This window comes from Chitinophaga sp. SVR4-12A (genome assembly GCF_056754765.1).
Map to the genome: position 1 here is coordinate 2,566,638 of NZ_JBPGWP010000001.1, position 20,021 is coordinate 2,586,658.

General features: G+C 48.8%; 10 protein-coding genes. 3 read left to right on the forward strand and 7 right to left on the reverse strand.

Translation table 11 applies throughout. The annotated features are described in order from the left end of the window. Positions 1–7: 7 nt before the first annotated feature. Together mutS and ACR9Y8_RS10510 are read left to right on the forward strand one after the other, a co-directional pair. Positions 8–2,617 carry a DNA mismatch repair protein MutS gene (gene mutS, locus ACR9Y8_RS10505; protein WP_481213213.1) on the forward strand — a complete coding sequence of 870 codons (2,610 nt, stop codon included), beginning with the start codon at positions 8–10 and terminating at the stop codon, positions 2,615–2,617. A 164-nt stretch (positions 2,618–2,781) separates the two neighbouring features. After that, positions 2,782–3,186: a hypothetical protein gene (locus ACR9Y8_RS10510; RefSeq protein ID WP_481213214.1), complete on the forward strand. Its 405-nt coding sequence runs from the start codon at positions 2,782–2,784 to the stop codon at positions 3,184–3,186. A gap of 128 nt (positions 3,187–3,314) precedes the next feature. Here the strand turns inward: ACR9Y8_RS10510 and ACR9Y8_RS10515 are convergent, their stop codons facing one another. The 7 genes from ACR9Y8_RS10515 to ACR9Y8_RS10545 all read right to left on the reverse strand — a co-directional run bounded on the left by ACR9Y8_RS10515 (position 3,315) and on the right by ACR9Y8_RS10545 (position 18,799). Next, entirely contained in the window at positions 3,315–4,718 is a 1,404-nt protein-coding gene (locus ACR9Y8_RS10515) for a sialate O-acetylesterase (protein ID WP_481213215.1), read from the reverse strand. Positions 4,719–4,783: 65 nt separating this feature from the next. Beyond that, positions 4,784–6,964, reverse strand: coding sequence for a GH92 family glycosyl hydrolase (locus ACR9Y8_RS10520; protein ID WP_481213216.1), 2,181 nt, complete (start codon positions 6,962–6,964; stop codon positions 4,784–4,786). Between the two features lie 103 nt (positions 6,965–7,067). Further along, positions 7,068–8,642: a SusD/RagB family nutrient-binding outer membrane lipoprotein gene (locus ACR9Y8_RS10525; RefSeq protein WP_481213217.1), complete on the reverse strand. Its 1,575-nt coding sequence runs from the start codon at positions 8,640–8,642 to the stop codon at positions 7,068–7,070. A 25-nt stretch (positions 8,643–8,667) separates the two neighbouring features. After that, positions 8,668–11,976 carry a SusC/RagA family TonB-linked outer membrane protein gene (locus ACR9Y8_RS10530; protein WP_481213218.1) on the reverse strand — a complete coding sequence of 1,103 codons (3,309 nt, stop codon included), beginning with the start codon at positions 11,974–11,976 and terminating at the stop codon, positions 8,668–8,670. A 729-nt stretch (positions 11,977–12,705) separates the two neighbouring features. Next, positions 12,706–14,283, reverse strand: coding sequence for a SusD/RagB family nutrient-binding outer membrane lipoprotein (locus ACR9Y8_RS10535; RefSeq protein WP_481213219.1), 1,578 nt, complete (start codon positions 14,281–14,283; stop codon positions 12,706–12,708). An 8-nt stretch (positions 14,284–14,291) separates the two neighbouring features. Next, positions 14,292–17,375 (reverse strand): SusC/RagA family TonB-linked outer membrane protein, encoded by a 3,084-nt coding sequence (locus ACR9Y8_RS10540; protein ID WP_481213220.1) that lies wholly within the window; start codon positions 17,373–17,375, stop codon positions 14,292–14,294. 392 nt (positions 17,376–17,767) lie between these two features. Continuing rightward, on the reverse strand, positions 17,768–18,799 hold the full coding sequence (locus ACR9Y8_RS10545) for a LacI family DNA-binding transcriptional regulator (RefSeq protein WP_481213221.1): 1,032 nt from the start codon (positions 18,797–18,799) through the stop codon (positions 17,768–17,770). Positions 18,800–19,133: 334 nt separating this feature from the next. On the opposite strand from ACR9Y8_RS10545, the gene ACR9Y8_RS10550 reads away from it, so the two are divergent. Continuing rightward, positions 19,134–20,009, forward strand: a complete 876-nt coding sequence (locus ACR9Y8_RS10550) for an AraC family transcriptional regulator (RefSeq protein WP_481213222.1) — start codon at positions 19,134–19,136, stop codon at positions 20,007–20,009. The last annotated feature ends 12 nt before the right edge of the window (positions 20,010–20,021 follow it).

Sequence of the window (20,021 nt, forward strand, 5' to 3'; positions counted from 1 at the left end):
GCGGCCTATGGCTAAAAGCAAATCGGAAGAAACCCCGCTCATGCAACAGCACAATGCCATCAAGGCAAAGTATCCTGATGCCGTGCTGCTTTTCCGGGTAGGCGACTTTTATGAAACCTTTAATGAGGATGCCGTGATCGCCGCCCGGGTATTGGGTATTGTGTTAACCAAAAGGGCCAATGGCGCTGCTTCTTATGTAGACCTGGCCGGCTTTCCGCATCATGCATTGGACACCTACCTCCATAAGCTGGTGAAGGCAGGGCACCGCGTGGCTGTGTGCGACCAGCTGGAAGATCCTAAAAGTGTAAAAGGCATTGTAAAACGCGGGGTAACAGAAATGGTGACCCCGGGTGTGGCTATTAATGATAAACTGCTGGAGAATGCCAGTAACAACTTCCTGGCCGCCGTGCACTTTGGAGCTAACAACACCGGCGTAGCTTTCCTCGACATCTCTACCGGCGAGTTCTTTGTAGCGCAGGGCAACACCGAGTATATCGATAAGCTGCTGCAAAGCTTCAGGCCCGCGGAAGTGATCTTTGCGAAACAGCAACAGAAAAATTTCCGTCAAACCTTCGGCACCCGTTTTTATACATATACACTGGAAGAGTGGATCTTTACCACCCAGTATGCAGAAGAAACCCTGCTGAAACAGTTCGGCACCCATTCGCTCAAAGGCTTTGGTGTAGACGAGCTGCACGATGCCCACATCGCCGCAGGCGCTACCCTGCATTACCTGAAAGATACCGAGCATCCGCACCTGCAGCACATCACCGGTATGCAGCGGATAGACCAGGATGATTTCCTGTGGATGGACCGCTTTACCGTACGCAACCTGGAACTGCTGAACAGCAGCGTGGAGAACGGGCATACCCTGCTCAAGGTACTGGATAATACCGTTAGCCCGATGGGCGCCCGCCTGCTGAAACGCTGGCTGGTATTCCCCTTGCGCGATATCCGGCAGATCAATGAAAGACTGGATGTAGTGGAATTCTTTATCTGCGAAACAGACCTGGCCAAAGGTCTGCAGCAACACTTGAAGCAGGCAGGCGACCTGGAAAGGCTGGTATCCAAGATCCCCTTAAAAAAGATCAACCCGCGGGAAGTAATGCAGCTGGCCAAAGCCCTGCAGCAGGTACAGGCCATACAGGAGCTGCTGGCCAATACAGACAATGCTTACCTGCAAAAGCTGCATCAATTGCTGAACCATTGCCCTGTTATATTAGACCGCATCCTGCAACAGGTAACGGAAACTCCGCCGGTATTAGCCATTAAAGGCGGTGTGATCCGCGAGGGCATCCACCCGGAACTGGACAAGCTGCGGCAGATCGCCAGCTCCGGTAAGGAATACCTCCTGCGGATCCAGCAAACAGAATCAGAGGCCACGGGGATCCCTTCCCTGAAAGTAGCCTTCAATAATGTATTCGGCTACTACCTGGAAGTGACCAACGCGCATCGCAATAAAGTGCCTGCCACCTGGATCCGTAAACAAACACTGGCTAACGCCGAAAGATATATTACGCCGGAGCTGAAGGAATACGAAGAGAAGATCACCGGCGCGGAAGAAAAGATCCTGGCCCTGGAAATACAGCTGTTTGATGAGCTGCTGGCTGCCCTGCAGGATTACATCGTGCCCATACAGCAGAATGCACATGCCCTTGCCAGGATAGACTGCCTGCTTTGCTTTGCCTCCAACGCGCTGCAGTACAAATACCGCCGCCCGCTGATCACAGAAGACTATACCCTGGATATTAAAGACGGCCGCCACCCAGTGATCGAACGCGGGCTGCCGGCAGGAGAATCCTACGTAGCCAATGACCTCCTGCTGGACCAGGAACAACAGCAGATCATCATTCTTACTGGTCCGAACATGAGCGGTAAATCAGCCCTCCTGCGGCAAACCGCATTGATCACCCTGATGGCGCACATGGGTAGCTTTGTTCCTGCAGCTGCTGCTACTATCGGCTTAACAGATAAGATATTTACGCGTGTAGGCGCTTCCGATAACCTGAGCGGCGGGGAATCCACCTTCATGGTAGAGATGAACGAAACCGCCAGCATCATCAACAACATTACACCCCGCAGCCTGGTGATCCTGGATGAAATAGGGCGCGGCACCAGTACCTACGACGGCATCTCCATTGCCTGGAGCATTGTAGAGTACCTGCACGACATGACGCCGCACAAGCCTAAAACATTATTCGCTACGCACTATCATGAGCTGAACGAACTGGAGAACAAACATGGGCGTGTGAAAAATTTCCATATTACCAATATGGAATCGGGCAACAAGGTGATCTTCCTGCGCAAGCTGGCCCCCGGCGGCAGCCGTCACAGCTTCGGTATCCATGTGGCTAAAATGGCCGGCATGCCGGCGGCGCTGGTATCCCGCGCCAATGAAGTGCTGACCCAGCTGGAAGAAAAACATATTGATGCACCGCTGCAACAAAACGTAAAGAACATTGCGGCGCCAGCTACGAAAGTACAGCTCAGTATTTTTGACGCGCATAGCGATACCTTTAAACAGATCCGTGAAAAGCTGGATCATGTGGATATTAACCGGCTTACACCAGTGGAAGCTTTGCTGAAACTGAGCGAGATCAAAGAACTGCTGAAATAATTATCTTAACTGGTTGTCTTCATAGCTATTGCATTTGCAATTGTTATGAAGACAATTTCTTTTTAAGATTAGCAAAGATTAGCAGTCACGGCAATACGAAAAACGCTTATATTCGTTAAGACATTTTTAGCCCTTTTATTTGTTAATCTAATAACCATTATTCTATGAAGAGATTATTCCCTATTGCATTGATGCTATGCCTTTTTGTTTCCCTGTCCAGCTTTGCTCCTGTACATCCTAAGGTTACCGTGATCAAGAAAGGTACGATGAGATACTCTTTCCCGATCTACGGTAGTACTACCGGCAGAGTGGGAGCGGGTGGCCCCATAGGCACTATTTACTATACGGTAAATGGTGGCGGAACCACACCCTCTAATATCCAGTTCACTACCGGGCCTAGCGGTACCGGCACTTCGCTGGGTACTTATCCTTTCAGCTTAAGCTCGCCCGGCAATTATCTGGCTACCGGTATGCAGACGCAAACATCTATTACCGCTACTTATTTTCATGTCAGCTCTGCCTGCGGTTCCGATTATTGCATGGAGTTCATTCGTGGCCTTGGTGATTAAACGACTTAAGACAACTGCAATAAACAAACAGCCTTCCCATAATGCGGGAAGGCTGTTTGTTTTAACATAAGCATCGTTTCCTGTGTATGCTTATGTATAAGACAGTAATTATCGTTTATACCACTACTCTATTTATCGTTCCATTCATCTGTTCTGAAAGATGAAGCAGGCAAGCCTTCTGTGTTAAACAGGGTGCCTACCACCCAGGAACGAAATGCATAGCGAACAGCTACGGGGCTTTTTACTTCATCACTTTTGAGTGCAATACCACTGCCGGTGATCCAGGCGTTGGCCGGATGGAACACTTTATCGGCACCGGCCACTTCAAAATCTGATAAGGACTTACCGAAGGTGCTAAGGCCGTTGGTTGCATAATCAAATGACAGCTTCACGGTATCAGCAGCTACTTCCATCGACTTGTACACGGGCCCTGAATAGGGAATACCTTTAAAGCCATATGTTTTTGCCAATGCCCAGTATAAAAGACGTTTAGCGATGATGGTTTTGTCTGGAGGATGGATGTTGTTCTCCATACCTACATCCATGCTTACCGCCATCCCTGCATTGGGGATTTCCGGCAGTGCTTTCAGCTGGGCCTCTCTGAGCAGGCCGGTTTCTCCTTTGTCGCCGCTATAGGTGTAAGGGGCGATCTGTACATAGTAGAATGGCCATTCGCCGCAGTCCCAGGCTGTTCTCCAGGCCTTCACCATGGCAGGCATCAGGCGCTGGTATTGTGCGGCGCGTGCGCGGTTGGCCTCTCCCTGGTACCAGAGCATTCCTTTTATATTAAACCCTACCAGGGGCGTTACCATGCCATTATATAAAGCGGTAGCGTCGTTACGGTCGGGTTTCAAAGTTTCTTTGGAGAGTATTTTTATTTCACTGGCAAAAGGCTGTAAGCTCTGCTCATCCATCCAGGCTTCTATCACGGTGCCGCCCCAGGTAGTTTCAATAACGCCTACCGGTACTTTCAGTTTTTCGTGGAGCATTTTTGCAAACTGGTAGCCTACTGCGCTGAACCCGGCCACACTTTCTGCCGTTGCCTGTTCCCAGGATGCATTGCAGGTGGTTTGCGGCGTCCTGGATACGTTGCGGGGCACGTTGAACAACCGTATCTGCGGGTCGTCTGCATCCATCAGCAGATCAGCCGTATGCAGCACCGGCTGGTTCTTAAACCCTTTTACGGGCATTTCCATGTTAGACTGGCCCGAGCATAACCATACTTCGCCAATGAGGATGTTCTCCAGCTTTACCGGTTTACCATCTGAAATTGTGATCTCGTAAGGCCCGCCGGCTGCCGGGGTTTGCACTTTTACTTTCCAGGCGCCGTCTGGTCCTGCTTTTACGGTATACTGCCGTTTGTTCCAGGAGGTGGTGACGCTTACTTTAGCGTTCGCGGTGGCGGTTCCCCAGAGGGCTGCCTCAGATTGCCGTTGCAATACCATGTTGCTGCCAATCACGGCAGGCAGGGTAACGCTGGCGGATGCACTCAATGACAGTACAAAAAATAGGAAAATGACTAGCTTCTTCATAGTGGAATTGAAATGATGAATAATAAAGCGCCAAAAAATAACAATAAAACCGGCGCTATGCAAGCTTATTTCAGCCAGATATCCAAGCGGCCGCCTCTTGCCAGCTGCTCATGGGTGACGAACAGGCTGCTGAGCCGTACATCGTTCCATAAAACTTTATCAATATAAGCGGCCTGCGCATTTTGTTTATGTACGGTGATGACGGTCTCCCGGTTAGCGGACAGCTGCAAAACGATGTTGTCAAACAAAGGCACACAAAGCGCATAATTACCGGACACAGGATCCACGGGGTACAGGCCCATGGCAGCGAATACATACCAGGCAGACATCTGCCCCGCATCATCGTTGCCGCTCAGGCCACCCGGGCCGTCTGCATATTCTGTTTCCAGGATACGGCGTACCTGCCGCTGCGTTTTCCAGGGCGATGCCGTATAATTATAAAGGAAAGGTATCTGGTGCCCCGGCTCGTTGCCATGCCAGTACTCCCCTTTTTCAAAAAGACTATCCAGCGCGGCCTCCAGGCACGGCATGCCGCCCATCAATGCTGCCAGGCCCGGTATATCCTGCGGTACGTAGAAGGTGCACTGGCGGGGTGTGCCTTCTGTGATGAAAGACATTTTCTGGTCCGGGTAGAACGGCGTACACCAGTTACCGTTAGCATAACGGCCTCTCATAAAACCGGTGGCAGTATCAAACACATGGCGGTAGTTTTGCGCCCGCTGCATCAGTAATGTATAGTCTTCATCTTTGCCAAGCGCTTTGGCCATCATGGCCAGGGCATAGTCGTCATAGGCGTACTCGAGTGTGCGGGATACCTGCTCGCGCTTATGGAAGGCGTCGGGCACGCTGTCTTCCAGCGGAACATATCCATATTGCAGGTAGGATGTCAGCGCGCGGCGGCCTTTACCATCCAGATATTCAGCGCGGGAAGGCGTGTCAAAAGCATTGCGGCGCATCAGCGTATAGGCGGCGTTGCCGTCGTAGCGGTTGATCCCTTTCAGCCAGGCAGAAGCGATAAAAGCGATAGCATGATCACCTACCATGGCGCAGGTGTAGCTGTTCCAACAGGGAAAGATCGGCAGCCAGCCGCCCTGTTGTCCTTTGCGGACAAGAGAGGCCGCCATATCATTCACTTTATCCGGGAAAAGTATTTCCAGCAGGGGCAGCTGCGCGCGGTAGATATCCCACATGGAGAAATCGTCATAATAGTTCCCTTCTTTCAGCAGGTCTTGTTCATACTGGTGTGCAAATTGAGGATAGGCGCCATCCACATCATTAAATAAACGGGGATGCTGCAGGCTGTGGTAAAGGGCGGTATAAAAAATACGTTTTTCTGCTTCGCCCTGCCCCTGTACCTGGATCTGCCGCAGGGCTCTCTCCCAGGTAAAAGCACATCTCGCTCTGGTAGCTGCCAGGTCCCAGCTGTGGATCTCTGCCTGCAGGTTGTTGCGGGCGGCGGCAATACTGGTAAAGGAGGTGCCTACACGAATCCGCACCCGCTCTCCTGCCCTGGCCTTGAAGCCTATATAGGCGCCGTTATTGAAAGTACCTTTTACGCTGAAGGGCCGCTCTAGCTGTACCACAAAATAGCCGCTGAAACCAGCCGGTTGTCCCCATCCCTGGTAAATGCGATGGACGGGATTGTAACCGCTGATCTCACGCAGGGCGGTATCTATCTGCACATGCCCTTGCTGCTGGTCGCTGTTGGGCATTACCAGCAGGTAGAAGCTGTCTGCCCGTTGCATGGTGAACTGCAGCAGGCTGCTACGGGCCAGGGCAGTCATTTCAGCGGTGATGCCATAGCGGTCCAGCTGTACGCGGTAGTAGTCTGGCGCGGCGGTCTCCTGTGCATGTGAGTAAGGCGCTGCAAAATCGGCTGGCTGTGTGCGCAGGGAGCCGGTGATCGGCATGATGGTCACGCTGCCATAGTCCTGTGTGCAGGAGCCGCTGAGCCAGTGGGTACCACGGAAGCCGCTCAGCTTTTCATCTTTATAATAATAGGGAGCCAGGCATTTCTGTTCGCTGGTGCGGGTTTGGGGTGTCCACTGCGTCATGGCGAAAGGCGTGCCTACTGCCGGTATGGTATTGGCGAGGCGTTCGGTGCCTTCGCCATGTTTCAGGGCGGCGGCGGTAGTACTATTGGCGGTGCCGGTGAGCGGCTGTACGTAGGACAAGCGCCATTTTGGCTGGGCTTGTAAGACGCCGGCGCCCAGGAGGGTGATCAATATGGTAAGGCGAAGCTTCATAACGGTAAATGCACAAAATACATTTTCCGCTGGTAAAAAAAAGGTCCCGGGCATAAGCCCGGGACCTGTCATAGCTGTTTTATAGGTATAGGAATAAAGCAGTTTATGGCATCCAGAACGGCTTGGCGTATACCAGGTCCTTATCAGCTACTTTGGCGTAGTTCACAGCGTTCCTGCTACGTTCGTTGGCAGGATACTGTAAACGGAAGCCGGGTACAGGTGTGGTAGGAGAAGTGTTATCTACCGGGAACCAGAGTTTAGGATATCCGCTTCTTCTCATCTCAGCCCATGCCTGGTTATTCTGCATTACATGGAAGTTTACCCATTTCTGCAGGCCAATTTTATTCAGGTTGGTTTCTCTTACAGTACCATAGGCCACCAGCGGATGAGCGAGCAGTAAAACGATCTCATTCTCAGTGGGTGGAGTCTGGTGTGTGCCATACTCGCTCAGCAGATGGATTTTTTCGTAGTAATATTTGATAGATTGACGAATGCCCTGCTCATAGTATGTTTTGGCAGATCCGCCACCCCATCTTTCATACGCTTCTGCTACCAGGAAGTAAGTTTCCGCAACAGTGAAAACAATGCCGGGGAAGAACTGGTTCCGAACAAAGGTAGTGCTGTCCATCACAGAAACCAGCTTGTTGGTAACCATGCTGTCCTGCTGTGTTCTGTTCATTGTTTTAGGCAATCCCTGGAAGATACCGTTTTTGTTCTTTGTATAGAAAAGCCTTAAACGGGGATCGCCTGAAGGATCCATTAGGGAGTCTACCATGTAGTCAGGAGCATAGTTGCGGTTCTGTCCGAATGCATCCACCAGGTTGGTCTGCAGATCTGGTTTTCCGGCAGCCAGCTGTACGTTATCGTCAACACTGGAAAGTACGGGATACAGGGTGGGATTACCCAGGATCTCCTGCACCAGTGTTCTTGCCCTGGTTTCGTCTACATTGGATATACGCATTGCCAGGCGCAGCATAAGCGAGTTGGCATAGCGGCGCCATTTCATGATGTCGCCTTTCATCAGGATATCCTGCTTGGCCAGTTTGTTCAGGTAGAACTGTTCCGGCTGTACGTTAGCAAGCCACTGGCTGATACTTTTCAGGTTAATGAGTGCTGAATCATATATCTCACTGGCTTTATCATAGGCAGGCAATTTGAGCTCACCGGTACCATTCAGCGCAGCTGCTTCGGTAAAGGGAATATCACCCCACATATCTACCATCTGGGTAGCCTGGTCATACAGGAAAATGCGGGCAGTTTGCATGAACAACTTGTAGCCTTCTCTTTCTGCATCCGTCTCCAGCGCATTGTACAGCTTTTCCATTTCGCGATAGTTGGGCAAAGGTGCTGTCCAGTTACCATCGCCACCGGTAGGCGTATAGAAGTCATCCCAGCGATCCTGCAGATAGCCACCGGCCTGCTCATATCTGCGACCATCACTAAAAGTAGCCGTAGTTTGTGTATAAGAGCCCAGCGTGGTGGATACAAAGGTGAACAGGTTCCAATAGTCGGGGAATACCCTCCTGCTCTTAAATACACCGGTATATAAACCGTCTATGGTACCTTTGGTGGTTTTTTCCGGATTGTAGTATTTATCATCAAAAGATGATTTTTTACATGCCGAAATAAAACCCAGCACCGGTGCCAGCATTAATATTATCAGAATATTCTTCTTCATTTTTTTCAATTTTTGGCTTGATCAATTAAAAGCTCAGTTTCAGATTTGCACCGATTGTACGGGATGCAGCACTTGAACCCTGATCTATTCCCTGGCTTACAAAGCTGGAACCTATACCCACTTCAGGATCGAGGTTGGGCAGGGTTTTGTAGAAGTAGAACAGGTTGCGTCCAAAGAGGCCAACGGTCAGGTTCTGTACTTTCGCTTTGTTGGCAAGCCTTACCGGCAGGGTGTAGTTCAGCGATACTTCACGCAGCTTGATAAAGTTGTTGTCATATACTGCAGTTTTGTAAGAGTTAGTGCTGCTACCACCGCTACCGGCGTAGTTACCCCAGGTGTAAGTGTTAAAGTAGTATTCCGGTGCTGAAATGATCTTGTCGTTCTTTTTACCGGTTGCGTCAACGCCATCCAGTATCATACCATCATCATACTTGGTACCGCCCGCGATAGGAGTAAGGCTTCTGTTACCAGCGGCATCTTCATAGTAAGTTATACCGCCGCGGCCAGCATCCCTGTACTGCAGTGTGCTTTTAAATATACCAGCACCTGTCATATAGTAGTTGGTTGTAGAGAGGATCTGTCCACCCCAACGGAAGTCTACCAGGAAGGCGAAATTCCAGTTCTTATAATGCAGGTTGTTGCTAAGACCACCTACCATGTCAGCCTGGATGTTACCTGCTTTTATGCGTGTATTGAAATCACTGTCGTATAAGCCGTCAGAGTTAATGATGTATTTACCATCTGCATCTTTCTTATAATCCCACACGATGATATCACCTGCTGCCTCTCCGATTTTAGCAATTACCTGTGCAGAACCGCCATCCAGGTCGAAAAGCTGGAGCTGGCTGAGTCCCGTCTTGAGGCTTTTCAGTTTGTTCCTGTTATGGGCAATAGTAGCACGGATGTTCCACTCAAAATCTCTTTTTGCTATCGGAGTAGCATAGATAGCTGCTTCTATACCATAGTTGTTCAGGTCACCCACATTCTGCCATACTGATCTGGCGCCTGTAGAAGTAGGTTGGTCCAGTCTGGAGATCTGGTTTTTGATAACGTTATTGTAATAAGACACATCAAAACCGAGACGGTTCTCATACATTTTGGTTTCCCATCCTACCTCATATTCATGCTTGAACTCCGGCTTCAACGCATCGTTGCCATATTCACCGTTGGGATACAGCAGGGCTGTACCGTTAACAGAAGCACCATTATACACGATATTAGCCTTGTAAATATCGGGCGGCGTTGCAGCCACACCGTAAGATGCCCTTAGCTTACTGTAGTCAATAAAGTTGGGCAGGTGCAGCGCACGGCTCAGCTCCAGTGAAAGGCTTACGCTGGGATAAAAATAGGCGTTCTTGCCAGGGGCCAGCGTAGACACTCTTTCATAACGGCCGGTACCTTCCAGGAACAGGAAGTTCCTATAGCCCAGGCCTACGATACCAAATAAACCATCCTGCAGGTAGGAAGTCCTCCTGGTCTGATCTTTTCCAACCAACGCATTCTTGGAAGCGCTCAGGGTAAACCAGTTTTCCTGTAACAGGCCTCCGTCTGTTCTCGTGTAGTTATAACGGTTATCCTGTTTACGGGCCTGGTAACCTACGCTGGTGTTCAGGGAGAATTTGGAAGACAGATCTTTATTATAGGAAAGCAACAAGTCTGCATAGGCAATGCTGTACTGGTTGCTTGCACTACCGTATTCGCCAGACTCACCGAATGCTATCGGATACTCTGCATAGTTTCTTGTTTCCGCAGTGTAACCGGTAAAGTCGTTACCCATACGGCCGCGGAATTTCACTCCTTTGCCAAAGTCATAGTTCAGGGTAAAGCTGGATATTACGCGGTTAGACTTTTCGTCATAGCTGTTCTTCAGCTGCTTCCAGAGGAAGTTCATGAAGTCATTGGCACGGATATTCACTTTCAGCGCTTCTGCGGGATCTTTCTGGGTTTCATCAAATCTTACCCATTTATATCCTTTGGAGGTCTGATACTTTCTCAGGTAAACATCCATGTCATCAGCAGCGCTGAAGAAACCATCATAGTTAGCAGTGATACGGTTGATCTGCTCAGGACGATTATGCACAAACTCATTCACGTAAGTGATCACCAGGTCTGTGCTCAGCCTGTTGTTTACTTTATAGGTAGTGTTAAAGTTGAAGGTGTTTTTTTCCTGTTTACCGCCGATCTGTATGCCTTTGTAATCATTGCGGGTATAAGAGAAACGGTAGGTATTCTTTTCGCTAGAGTTACTGAGCGCTATATTGGCTATTGAGCTGTAACCTGTCTGGTAGAACTTCTTCCATGCATCATCATGTCCTACGTATTTAACCGTGCTGCCATCCCAGTATAAAACGTCGCTGCCATCGAATTTGGGACCGAACTGGCCTTCTGCGCGATAGTTGGGTCTTTTGTCAGGTCTGCCGTCTCCGGTCACATCATTATATAACCATCCTGCTGCGTCTGTGCCATAGGTGGCCATATTATACTTACGGGGACGTCCAGGGCCGTATTCTGTCTGAACATCAGGCAGTACGGCAGCTTTCTCCATACCGTAAGAGTAGTTGAAGTCAACACCCAGGCCTGCTTTTCTTGAGCCGCTCTTAGTGGTGATCATCACCACGCCGTTACTACCGCTGGAACCATACAGGGCAGTTGCAGCAGCGCCTTTCAGGATGTCTACGTTTTGGATGTTATCAGGGTTGATGTCCAGCAAGCTGTTACCACGGATACGGCTATCGCTGTAGTAACCATCGTTGTTGATCTGGTCGTTACGGATAGGTACACCATCCACAACGATCAGCGGCTGGTTATCACCGTTGATAGAGTTCAGGCCCCTGATCTTAATGATAGCCGCACTGGTACCACCACCGGGTGCAGTCTGGATGCTTACACCGGCAGCTTTACCATACAATGCAGAAGCAAAGTTGGTAGGAGATGCTTTCTGAATTTCTTCACCGGTTACGTTGGATACAGCGTAACCCAGTTTACGGCGCTCTTTCTTGATACCCATAGCTGTTACTACGACTTCATTCAGGCCCCTGCTGTCCGGCGCCATGCGGATAGCCAGCGACACACGGCCATTTAAGGGCACATCCTGCCTTAAATAACCTATATACGTGAAAACGAGTGCTCCCTCAGGGTCGGCACTCAGTCTAAAAGCACCATTCTGGTCAGTCAGCGTACCATTGGAAGTATTTTTTTCCTGTACACTCACACCCACCAGCGGGCTTCCTTTTTCATCCTGCACGATACCAGCTATGGTTTTCTTTTCCTGTGCCAAAACAATATTGGTGCACAAAAGGAAAAGTACCGCGCAAAAGAGGAGCGATCTTTTCATTTTACTCTTTTTTAGATTAATACTTATAGTGTTAAAAGCGGTTATATACGATCAATGATTGGCATAGTTATTCGCATCCGGTTTGGATGATAATGTATCAGCTAACAATAGTTATTCGTCGTTTCGCACCAGGCCTACATTTCAGGTATAAGGAATAATTATTGCCGCACGCGCTTACGCGTTATGCAACGCCTGGTTCATGTTACAATTGAAGGGTAAATTTCTTTCATACTCATAGGTTTTCATTAGGTTTTCAAAAGGGAATCCCACTGTTGGCGCTACTAACAAAACAGGCTTTTCAGCGGATATTCATAGTATAGTATTTACGAAAAAATGTATTATAATATGATGTAATATAGTAATTTATTAAACAATCGTAAAAATTATTATATATCTGTCACTGTTGTCCCTTCAGGGCTAAATATTGTCTCCGGCAAAACCCATCGCCTTCCTAACCTATTCCTGATAAATTGATACTCCAATACCTCGCCGCATAGCTTGCCTGCTAGCACAATACATCTAATTATGTCTTATAATAAAAGAACATTAATTATTGATGATTGATTACTACACAATCAGTTAACGACACCCAAACATAGATAAATTTTTTTTAATTTACAAGCTTATACCATCATTTTCAACAAAATAGTTAAAACAGGGTCACTGCACAGCAAAAAAAGACCACGGTCAATGACCGTGGTCTTTGTGCTTAAAATAGTGATCTAAACTTTATTTATCCCACCAAACACGCGAAGTAAGGAGGTCTGCAGCTGGCGTCAGGTGGCTTACCCCCGCCTTGTAATTGTCTGCATTGCTTAATTGTTCTGTCGATAAATAGATCATCCTGCGGGGAATAGTACCGCCGGTAACATTACCAGGATACACTACCGGCGTCAATTTCGGGTATCCAGACCTGCGCCAGTTGCTCCAGGTCTCCGTGAAATTGAAGATGGTGGCCGCCCAATATTGGGTGTTGATCTTTTCGAGCGCTGTCTCCACCGAAGACTGATCTAACGGATGCGCAGCTACGTAATTTTGTATATCGCCGGCAGCAATGGCTGCTACCGGATCAAACTGCGCCATCTGCTGCATAGCGCCTGATACGCCGTTGGCATAGTGCTGTGCGGCGGTGCCAGGCACATTCCAGTTACGGATCTTTGCTTCTGCCAGCAGCAGCTCAGATTCTGCATAAGTGAGCACAAAATCAGTGCCGTTGCGTTTCATGAATACATTTACACGCGGACGCGAATATTTGCCCAGCGGCGCAATATCATCACCGGTGCCGGTGCCGCCGGGATAATCCGCACGTTTACGGATATCCGTAGCGCCGCCCAGCAGATCGTAACCATTGGGCAAACCAATCTGTACACTTGAGTCTGTGTTACCGGTAAGGCTCTCATTGCTATTGTTGGCCAGTCCCGCAGGAGGCACCTCTCCTATCACGCCCAGGCGGGGATCTTTATTCGCCCTCAGGAAATCAATAAAGGTTTTGCTCCAGCGTACTTCCCTGAAGTCGTCGCCCGTGAGCAATGCATTGGAAGTATTATCCTGTGCCTTGGTAGCATCGCATACTACGTAGGCATTATCACTTACCCCGCTTAAGGTGCCACCTGCAGCCGCCTTCTCTGCCCATTGCCGTGCAGTAACAGGATCTACCTTTGTTAAACGCATGGCCACGCGTAACATCAGTGAATAACCAAACCTTTTCCATTTGGCGATATCGCCTTTGTAGAAAAGATCATTCACCGGCGCAGGCTGGGAAGCATCCAGGGCAGTGATGGCGGTATCCAGCTGCTTCAGCATGAGGTTATAGATATCCTGCTGACGGTCATACTTAGGCTTGGTAATGCCATCCTTTGCACGGTTGGCTTCTGTGTATGGCACATCACCATAAGCATCTGTACAACGTTGCAGGATCAGCACATACATGATCTTACCGATATTATACAGGTTAACATCCTTGTCCTTTGTGAGCCGCATCATTTCATAGATCCTGCTGGAGTTGGAATAACACTCTGAAAAGATTCTCCCCTGGTAATCGGTAGAGCCGCCGGTATTGACATACTTATCTCCATTACCATAGTAGTTGAAGGTAGAAGCCAGGATCTGCATGCTGGTGCTGGGATACAGGAGCTGCGAATAACCCGGGCTGGCAAAATTGTACTGTGCAAAGCTGAGCAGGGAATTGGGATCGAAATTCTCTTCGGTGCCCTGCGTTGGATCTGTGTTGATCTCATCAAATTTCTTTGTGCACCCTGTCAGCAGTACCACCGCCACGATGCTGATATATAAACAAATCTTTTGCATAGTCATTACTACTTTTTGAATTTAAAGTTCACATTCACACCATAGGTCCGTACGGCCGGCAGGTTGCCGCCTTCCAGGCCCGCTGCCTTTATATCAGAGGAGAAACCGGCTTCCGGGTCAATATTAGGCGTACGTTTCATCATGGTCCACAGGTTCCTGCCTACCAGTGAAATGGCGATAGACTGGAAAGGCGTGTGCTCAAACCATCCTGCAGGGAAGGTATAGCCCAGGGTAACCTGCCGCAGTTTGATAAAGCTGCCGTCAAATACAGACAGCGAAGAGATATTCTGCGCTAACTGCGGATAGTAATTGTAAGCCGCTACATTGGTAGTGTTGGGAGCGCCGCTTTCTGTTACGCCCTGCGCTACTACACCGGTTTCCCTGCCATCCAGCGTCATCTTGTTAAGACCGTCTACAATTGAATAGTAGTTGGTGGCGGAGAGGATCTTGTTGTTATACTTGAAATCTATCAGGAAAGACAGGTTGAAGTTCTTGTACGCAAAGTCGTTGTTTAAACCACCGAAAACATTGGGCAGTGCAGATCCCATGGGTTTAATATCGCCGCGCTCAGGAATGCCGTTATCGCCGATGATCACGTTGCCTTTATCATCCCTCTTATAATCGTACGCCATGATCTGCGCCATGGGCAGTCCTTTCACGATGGCCACGTTGCCGTTGCCGGGCCTGTAGGCGGTCAGGTTGATGGCCGCAGGATTTTCCGTACCATCTATATCCACTACCAGGTTCTTCACGTAGGTGATGTTAAAAGAAGCATTCCACGTGAATGACTTAGTCTGTATGGGTGTACCATTCAGCATCGCTTCCACGCCGCTGTTGCGGGTGGCGCCAAGGTTCAGTGTTTGCGTCAGGAAGCCGGATGCGTTGGAAATGGTAGCAGAGATGATCTCTCCATTGGTCTGGCGGCGGAAATAAGACACATCCAGTCCGAGCCTGTTCTCCAGGAACTTCAGCTCTGTGCCCACTTCAAACTCCTTGAGGCGATAAGGCTGCAGATCAAGATTGGGCAGGTTATCATCAAAAGTGCCCAGCGGCTGACCATTGATGGTATTGGAGATCTTATAGTACTGTTGCGTTTTATACGGCTGCGCCTCACCGCTGGTTTGCGCGTAGGAAGCGCGTAACTTACCGTAGCTCAGGAAGGGGAGGTGCGTTAGCTCGGAGAAGATAAAGCTACCGGTTACAGAAGGCGTAAAGATGCCCCTGTTGTTGCTGGGCAAGGTAGAGAACACGTCATAACGGCCGGTAGTCCCTATGTTCAGAAAACCTTTATAGGTGAAGTCGGCAGTATAGTAAGCAGAATTGGTTTGCAGCTCCTGGTACAGGTAATTGGATGACAGGTTGGTGAGGTTAGACGGCACATACAGGTAAGGTATGATGAACTGGCTGCCGTTCATGCCTACTGTCTGATCTATCCACTTACGCATGTTACCACCCACGGAGAAATCACCGTCTATGTCTTTGGTGATGGATTTGTGCGCGCCGATCAGCACATCCGTGTTCAGTTCTGAGATCTGCCTTTTGGAAAGATCATTCAGCCTGCCGGTACCGCCGCTGCTGTAGGCAGTGCCCCAGGGCTCCACGGTAAGGTAATTTTCATTGGTAAGATCATAACCGACACGGCCCTGCGCATACAGCCAGTCGGTAAGGTCATAACGTGCCGCCACGGCGCTGATTAAACGTTTTCTGTCAATGTTATTTACAAACTGGTTCACCACAAACCAGGGATTGGTCTTGTAGATATCATCCGTGTATACCGTCTCCGCTCCTCTTTTGCTGGCGTCGTAGCCGGGCTGTAAGGCTACCTGGTTCACGTTGGGGGCCAGCAGGGTAATGCCGTAGTTGGCGTTCTGGGGCGCATCACTCAACCAGGGCCGGTTCTTGTTGTTCTCATCAACATAGTTGGCCATTACCGTTACTTTCAGTTTATCCATTACCTGTTGGTTGATGTTGAGGTTAACCGTCTTTCTGTCAAGGCCACTGTTCCGGAGCACAGACTGGTTATTGACACTGGAAAGCGAGAGACGGAATGCGCCCGTTTCCCAGCCGCCGCTCGTAGAAACGGTATTGGTGAAGGTGGGCGCCAGGCGGTAGAATTTTTGGATGTTATTGGTAACAGGCGAATAGGGATATTCTTTCCCATCCAGCTGTATAGTAGGTTTGCCATCCATCTTCTCGCCCCAGGCGCTGATACCTGTTCTGGCAGCCATGGCAGCATCTGTAGGACGTTGTCCCTGTGCGCCCTGACCATATACATACTGAAAATCGGTATTGTTCACCGCCTGGTCAAACTGCAGGTTAGTATTGTATTCTATGGCCAGCTTGCCGCCTTTCTTGCCGCTCTTGGTAGTGATCAGGATGACGCCGTTGGAGGCCCTGGTACCATATAATGCAGCGGCGGTGGCGCCTTTCAGCACAGTCATGTTCTCAATATCATCAGGGTTGATACTGCTGATACCATCGCCCTTATCTGCTCCGCCATACTGACCGGCAGTGCCGCGGTTGGTATTATCCATCGGCACACCGTCTATTACAAACAAGGGAGAGCCGCCATTAAAGCTGGTAACGCCTCTCAGGTTAATACGGGCAGAAGAGCCGGGGCCGCCGCTTACGCCGCTCACATTCAAACCGGCTACACGGCCTTCCAGTGAATAAGCTACGTTGGATTCCCTGGCTTTATCCATCAGATCACCGCCTACTTTACTCACTGCATAGCCCAGTTTGCGTGATTCTTTCTGGATACCCAATGCTGTTACTACTACTTCTCCCAGGCCTTTGGTATCAGGCGCTAGCTTTACCTGCAAAGCAGACTGGCCATTCACCGGGATCTCCTGGCGGCCAAAACCGATAAAGGTAAAAACCAGTGTGGCGCCGGGACCTGCCTGAATAGTAAAGGCGCCTTTGGCATCGGTAACAGTACCGTTGCTGGTACCTTTTTCCTGTACGGTAACTCCTTGCAGCACGCTCCCTGCGGGATCCTGCACAGTTCCTGTGATTGTTTTCTTTTCCTGTGCTGAGACAATAGCATAGCCCAACAGCATGAGGAAAGCGCATAACAATAGCGATCTCTTCATTTTCTGTGATTTTAATGAATAGTTAAATAGGTGACGAAATAAATCCCCTGGCGTATGTTCAATACGCTTTACATGCAGTAGCCCTGGTTAGAATTGTTTACGAGTTTGTTGTATTACGCGCGGTTTCCGTTAATGCGCATGGTCATTTCCGATTTTACATATACATGGTCCGATTTTTTTTATTTAACGGTTACGTTCATACGTGTTAGTTACAGGTAACATAACGCTCATTGTCCACACTAAAATTATTTAGCATAGGCATTAAATAAAAAAGAACCCGCAACACACATTTCATTGGTAGTTCGCCAGGTTCTTTTAATTAATTGTTAAACTTAGATAAAAAAATTAAAACGCAAAAATTAAAAATGAAAAACTGTAGCCAAATGCAGCGCTTACTTTTTGTTTCCATCTTCTCTAACAGAAGACTGTCGTATTTCGAGTGTGGGTGATAATACTAAATGATGTGATGTATTGGAAGCATGATCCAGCTCTTTCATCAGTACATCCACTATCTGGCGGCCTATTTCTCCGATAGGTTGAGATACACAGGTAATAGAGGGGCTATGCAGGCGGAACAGGTCATGATCGTCAAAACTTACCATACCAACGTCTGCTCCTATACGAAGACCGAGAGAGCGGATACTTTCAATGCCATATATGCCGAGGTAGTTAGTGGCAAAGAATACCGCGTCCACTTTGGCGGCTTTCAGGAATTTGGTGATCTCCTGTGTATGACCCGCCCTGTCCATATCAAAGGGCAGTTTCTTTACAATGTTCTTATTGAAGGTGATTCCGTGTTTCTTCAGCGCAGCTACAAATCCTTCCATGCGCTGTTTCATCTGCACCTGATCTGAAGTGGTGGTGACGATCGCTATTTTCTTATACCCCTGGGCAATCAGGTGGCTGGTGGCCGCAAAAGCGCCCTGGTAGTTATCCACCACCACGTAGTGAGAATCTACGTTAGGCAGGTAGCGGTCCATCAGTACCACCGGCTTGCGAACCATTTTAAGGAGCTCGATCTCCTTCTCCATGTTCTTGGTAGGGGTAATAATATACCCATCTACCTGCCGGTACTTCAGTACCTCCAGTAGTCCCCTTGCCTTTTCACTGTTGTCTTCCGTACTGCCATACAATACCTTGTATCCATGCTTATCGGCTTCATCCTCTACCACTTTAGCCACGTTTGCCCAGAAATTGTTGGCAATGTCCTCCACGATCAGTCCCAGGGTTTTGGTCTTGCCGGTTCGTAAGCCCCTGGCCAGCTGGTTAGGCTTGTATTTGAGCTTGTTGGCAATTTTGAGTATCTTTTTACTAACCTGATCGCTGATCCGCTTCTCCTTAGCCTTGCCGTTCAGTACAAAAGAAACAGTAGTAGGAGACACCCCCGCCTGTTTAGCGATGTCCTTTATAGAAATTCCTTTCATCCGTCTAGTATAATCTGGTTATAATATAGTTTGTGGTCCGGGTGTGCCTGAATCTCCAACTGAGCACGGGTATAAGCCGCTCAATCGATTTAGCCCTGTGTAAAATACAAAAATACTTGTCAAAATTACAATAGGCATTACAATAGCTAAATTACGCTAAATGATATTTTTTTAACCAAAAATTAATAAATTGGCATCAATCATAGGAAAGATTCCCGTGGGGGAGGGAAAGAGCGTTGGACCAACAGGAGTGTAAAAACGACCATCTGCCGCCCGGAAGCTCCATCAAGGACAGTAAAATATATTTTTTTCAAATGAAACTGAGCATAAACGGATGAAACCCATCCTCATCAAAGTTGGGGCTTTTGCCGATAACCAGATCACTATTATAGAGCGTTGTGATCCATATTTTAATACACCCTTCCATTTTCACCCGGAATGCGAGCTGGTATATGTTACCGAAAGCCATGGGAAGAGGATCGTAGGAGACAGCATTGAGAGCTTTGACGTAGGCGACATGGTATTCCTGGGCCCCAATATCCCCCATGTGTGGTATAACGACGAAGACTACTACAAAGGCCTGGAGCAGCTCAAAGCCAGGTCTGTGGTGATCTACTTCCCGAAAGACATCTTCGGCGACAAATTCTACGGCCTGCCGGAGACCAAAGCCCTTTCGGAGTTGTTCCACCGGGCGCAAAGGGGTATGAAGATCATTGGCGATACCCATGATAAGTTAAGGGACGAAATACTGTCCCTCCCCAAAAAGGAGGGGCTGGACAGGATCATTTCCCTGCTGAACATCCTGAAAACCCTTTCCGAGACCAGGGATTTCTACTTCCTGGCCAGTACCGGCTACTCTCATGCCTTTAATATTAAGGATAACCATAAGATAGACGAGGTGTTTAAGTACGTGATGAACAACTTTTCCAAGGAAATATCCCTGCATGACGTAGCCAGCATCACCAACCTCTCACCCCAGTCTTTCTGCCGCTTCTTTAAGAACCGTACCAAAAAGTCATTTGTGCAGTTCCTGAACGAGGTCCGGATCGGGCACGCCTGCAAACGGCTCACGGAGGAAGACTGGTCGATCGCGGAGATCGCCTACTCCTGCGGCTTCAAGAACCTGTCCAACTTTAACCGCTTCTTTAAGGAAATAGTGGGTAAAACGCCTAAGGAATATAAAAATGAGCTGAGACTGAAGGAAGCATAATTTTTTTTTCTC

Excerpts from the sequence above, each read along its gene's own strand:
- mutS (WP_481213213.1), top strand. The coding sequence starts at position 8 with ATGGCTAAAAGCAAATCGGAAGAAACCCCGCTCATGCAACAGCACAAT.
- ACR9Y8_RS10510 (WP_481213214.1), top strand. The coding sequence starts at position 2,782 with ATGAAGAGATTATTCCCTATTGCATTGATGCTATGCCTTTTTGTTTCC.
- ACR9Y8_RS10515 (WP_481213215.1), bottom strand. The coding sequence starts at position 4,718 with ATGAAGAAGCTAGTCATTTTCCTATTTTTTGTACTGTCATTGAGTGCA.
- ACR9Y8_RS10520 (WP_481213216.1), bottom strand. The coding sequence starts at position 6,964 with ATGAAGCTTCGCCTTACCATATTGATCACCCTCCTGGGCGCCGGCGTC.
- ACR9Y8_RS10525 (WP_481213217.1), bottom strand. The coding sequence starts at position 8,642 with ATGAAGAAGAATATTCTGATAATATTAATGCTGGCACCGGTGCTGGGT.
- ACR9Y8_RS10530 (WP_481213218.1), bottom strand. The coding sequence starts at position 11,976 with ATGAAAAGATCGCTCCTCTTTTGCGCGGTACTTTTCCTTTTGTGCACC.
- ACR9Y8_RS10535 (WP_481213219.1), bottom strand. The coding sequence starts at position 14,283 with ATGCAAAAGATTTGTTTATATATCAGCATCGTGGCGGTGGTACTGCTG.
- ACR9Y8_RS10540 (WP_481213220.1), bottom strand. The coding sequence starts at position 17,375 with ATGAAGAGATCGCTATTGTTATGCGCTTTCCTCATGCTGTTGGGCTAT.
- ACR9Y8_RS10545 (WP_481213221.1), bottom strand. The coding sequence starts at position 18,799 with ATGAAAGGAATTTCTATAAAGGACATCGCTAAACAGGCGGGGGTGTCT.
- ACR9Y8_RS10550 (WP_481213222.1), top strand. The coding sequence starts at position 19,134 with ATGAAACCCATCCTCATCAAAGTTGGGGCTTTTGCCGATAACCAGATC.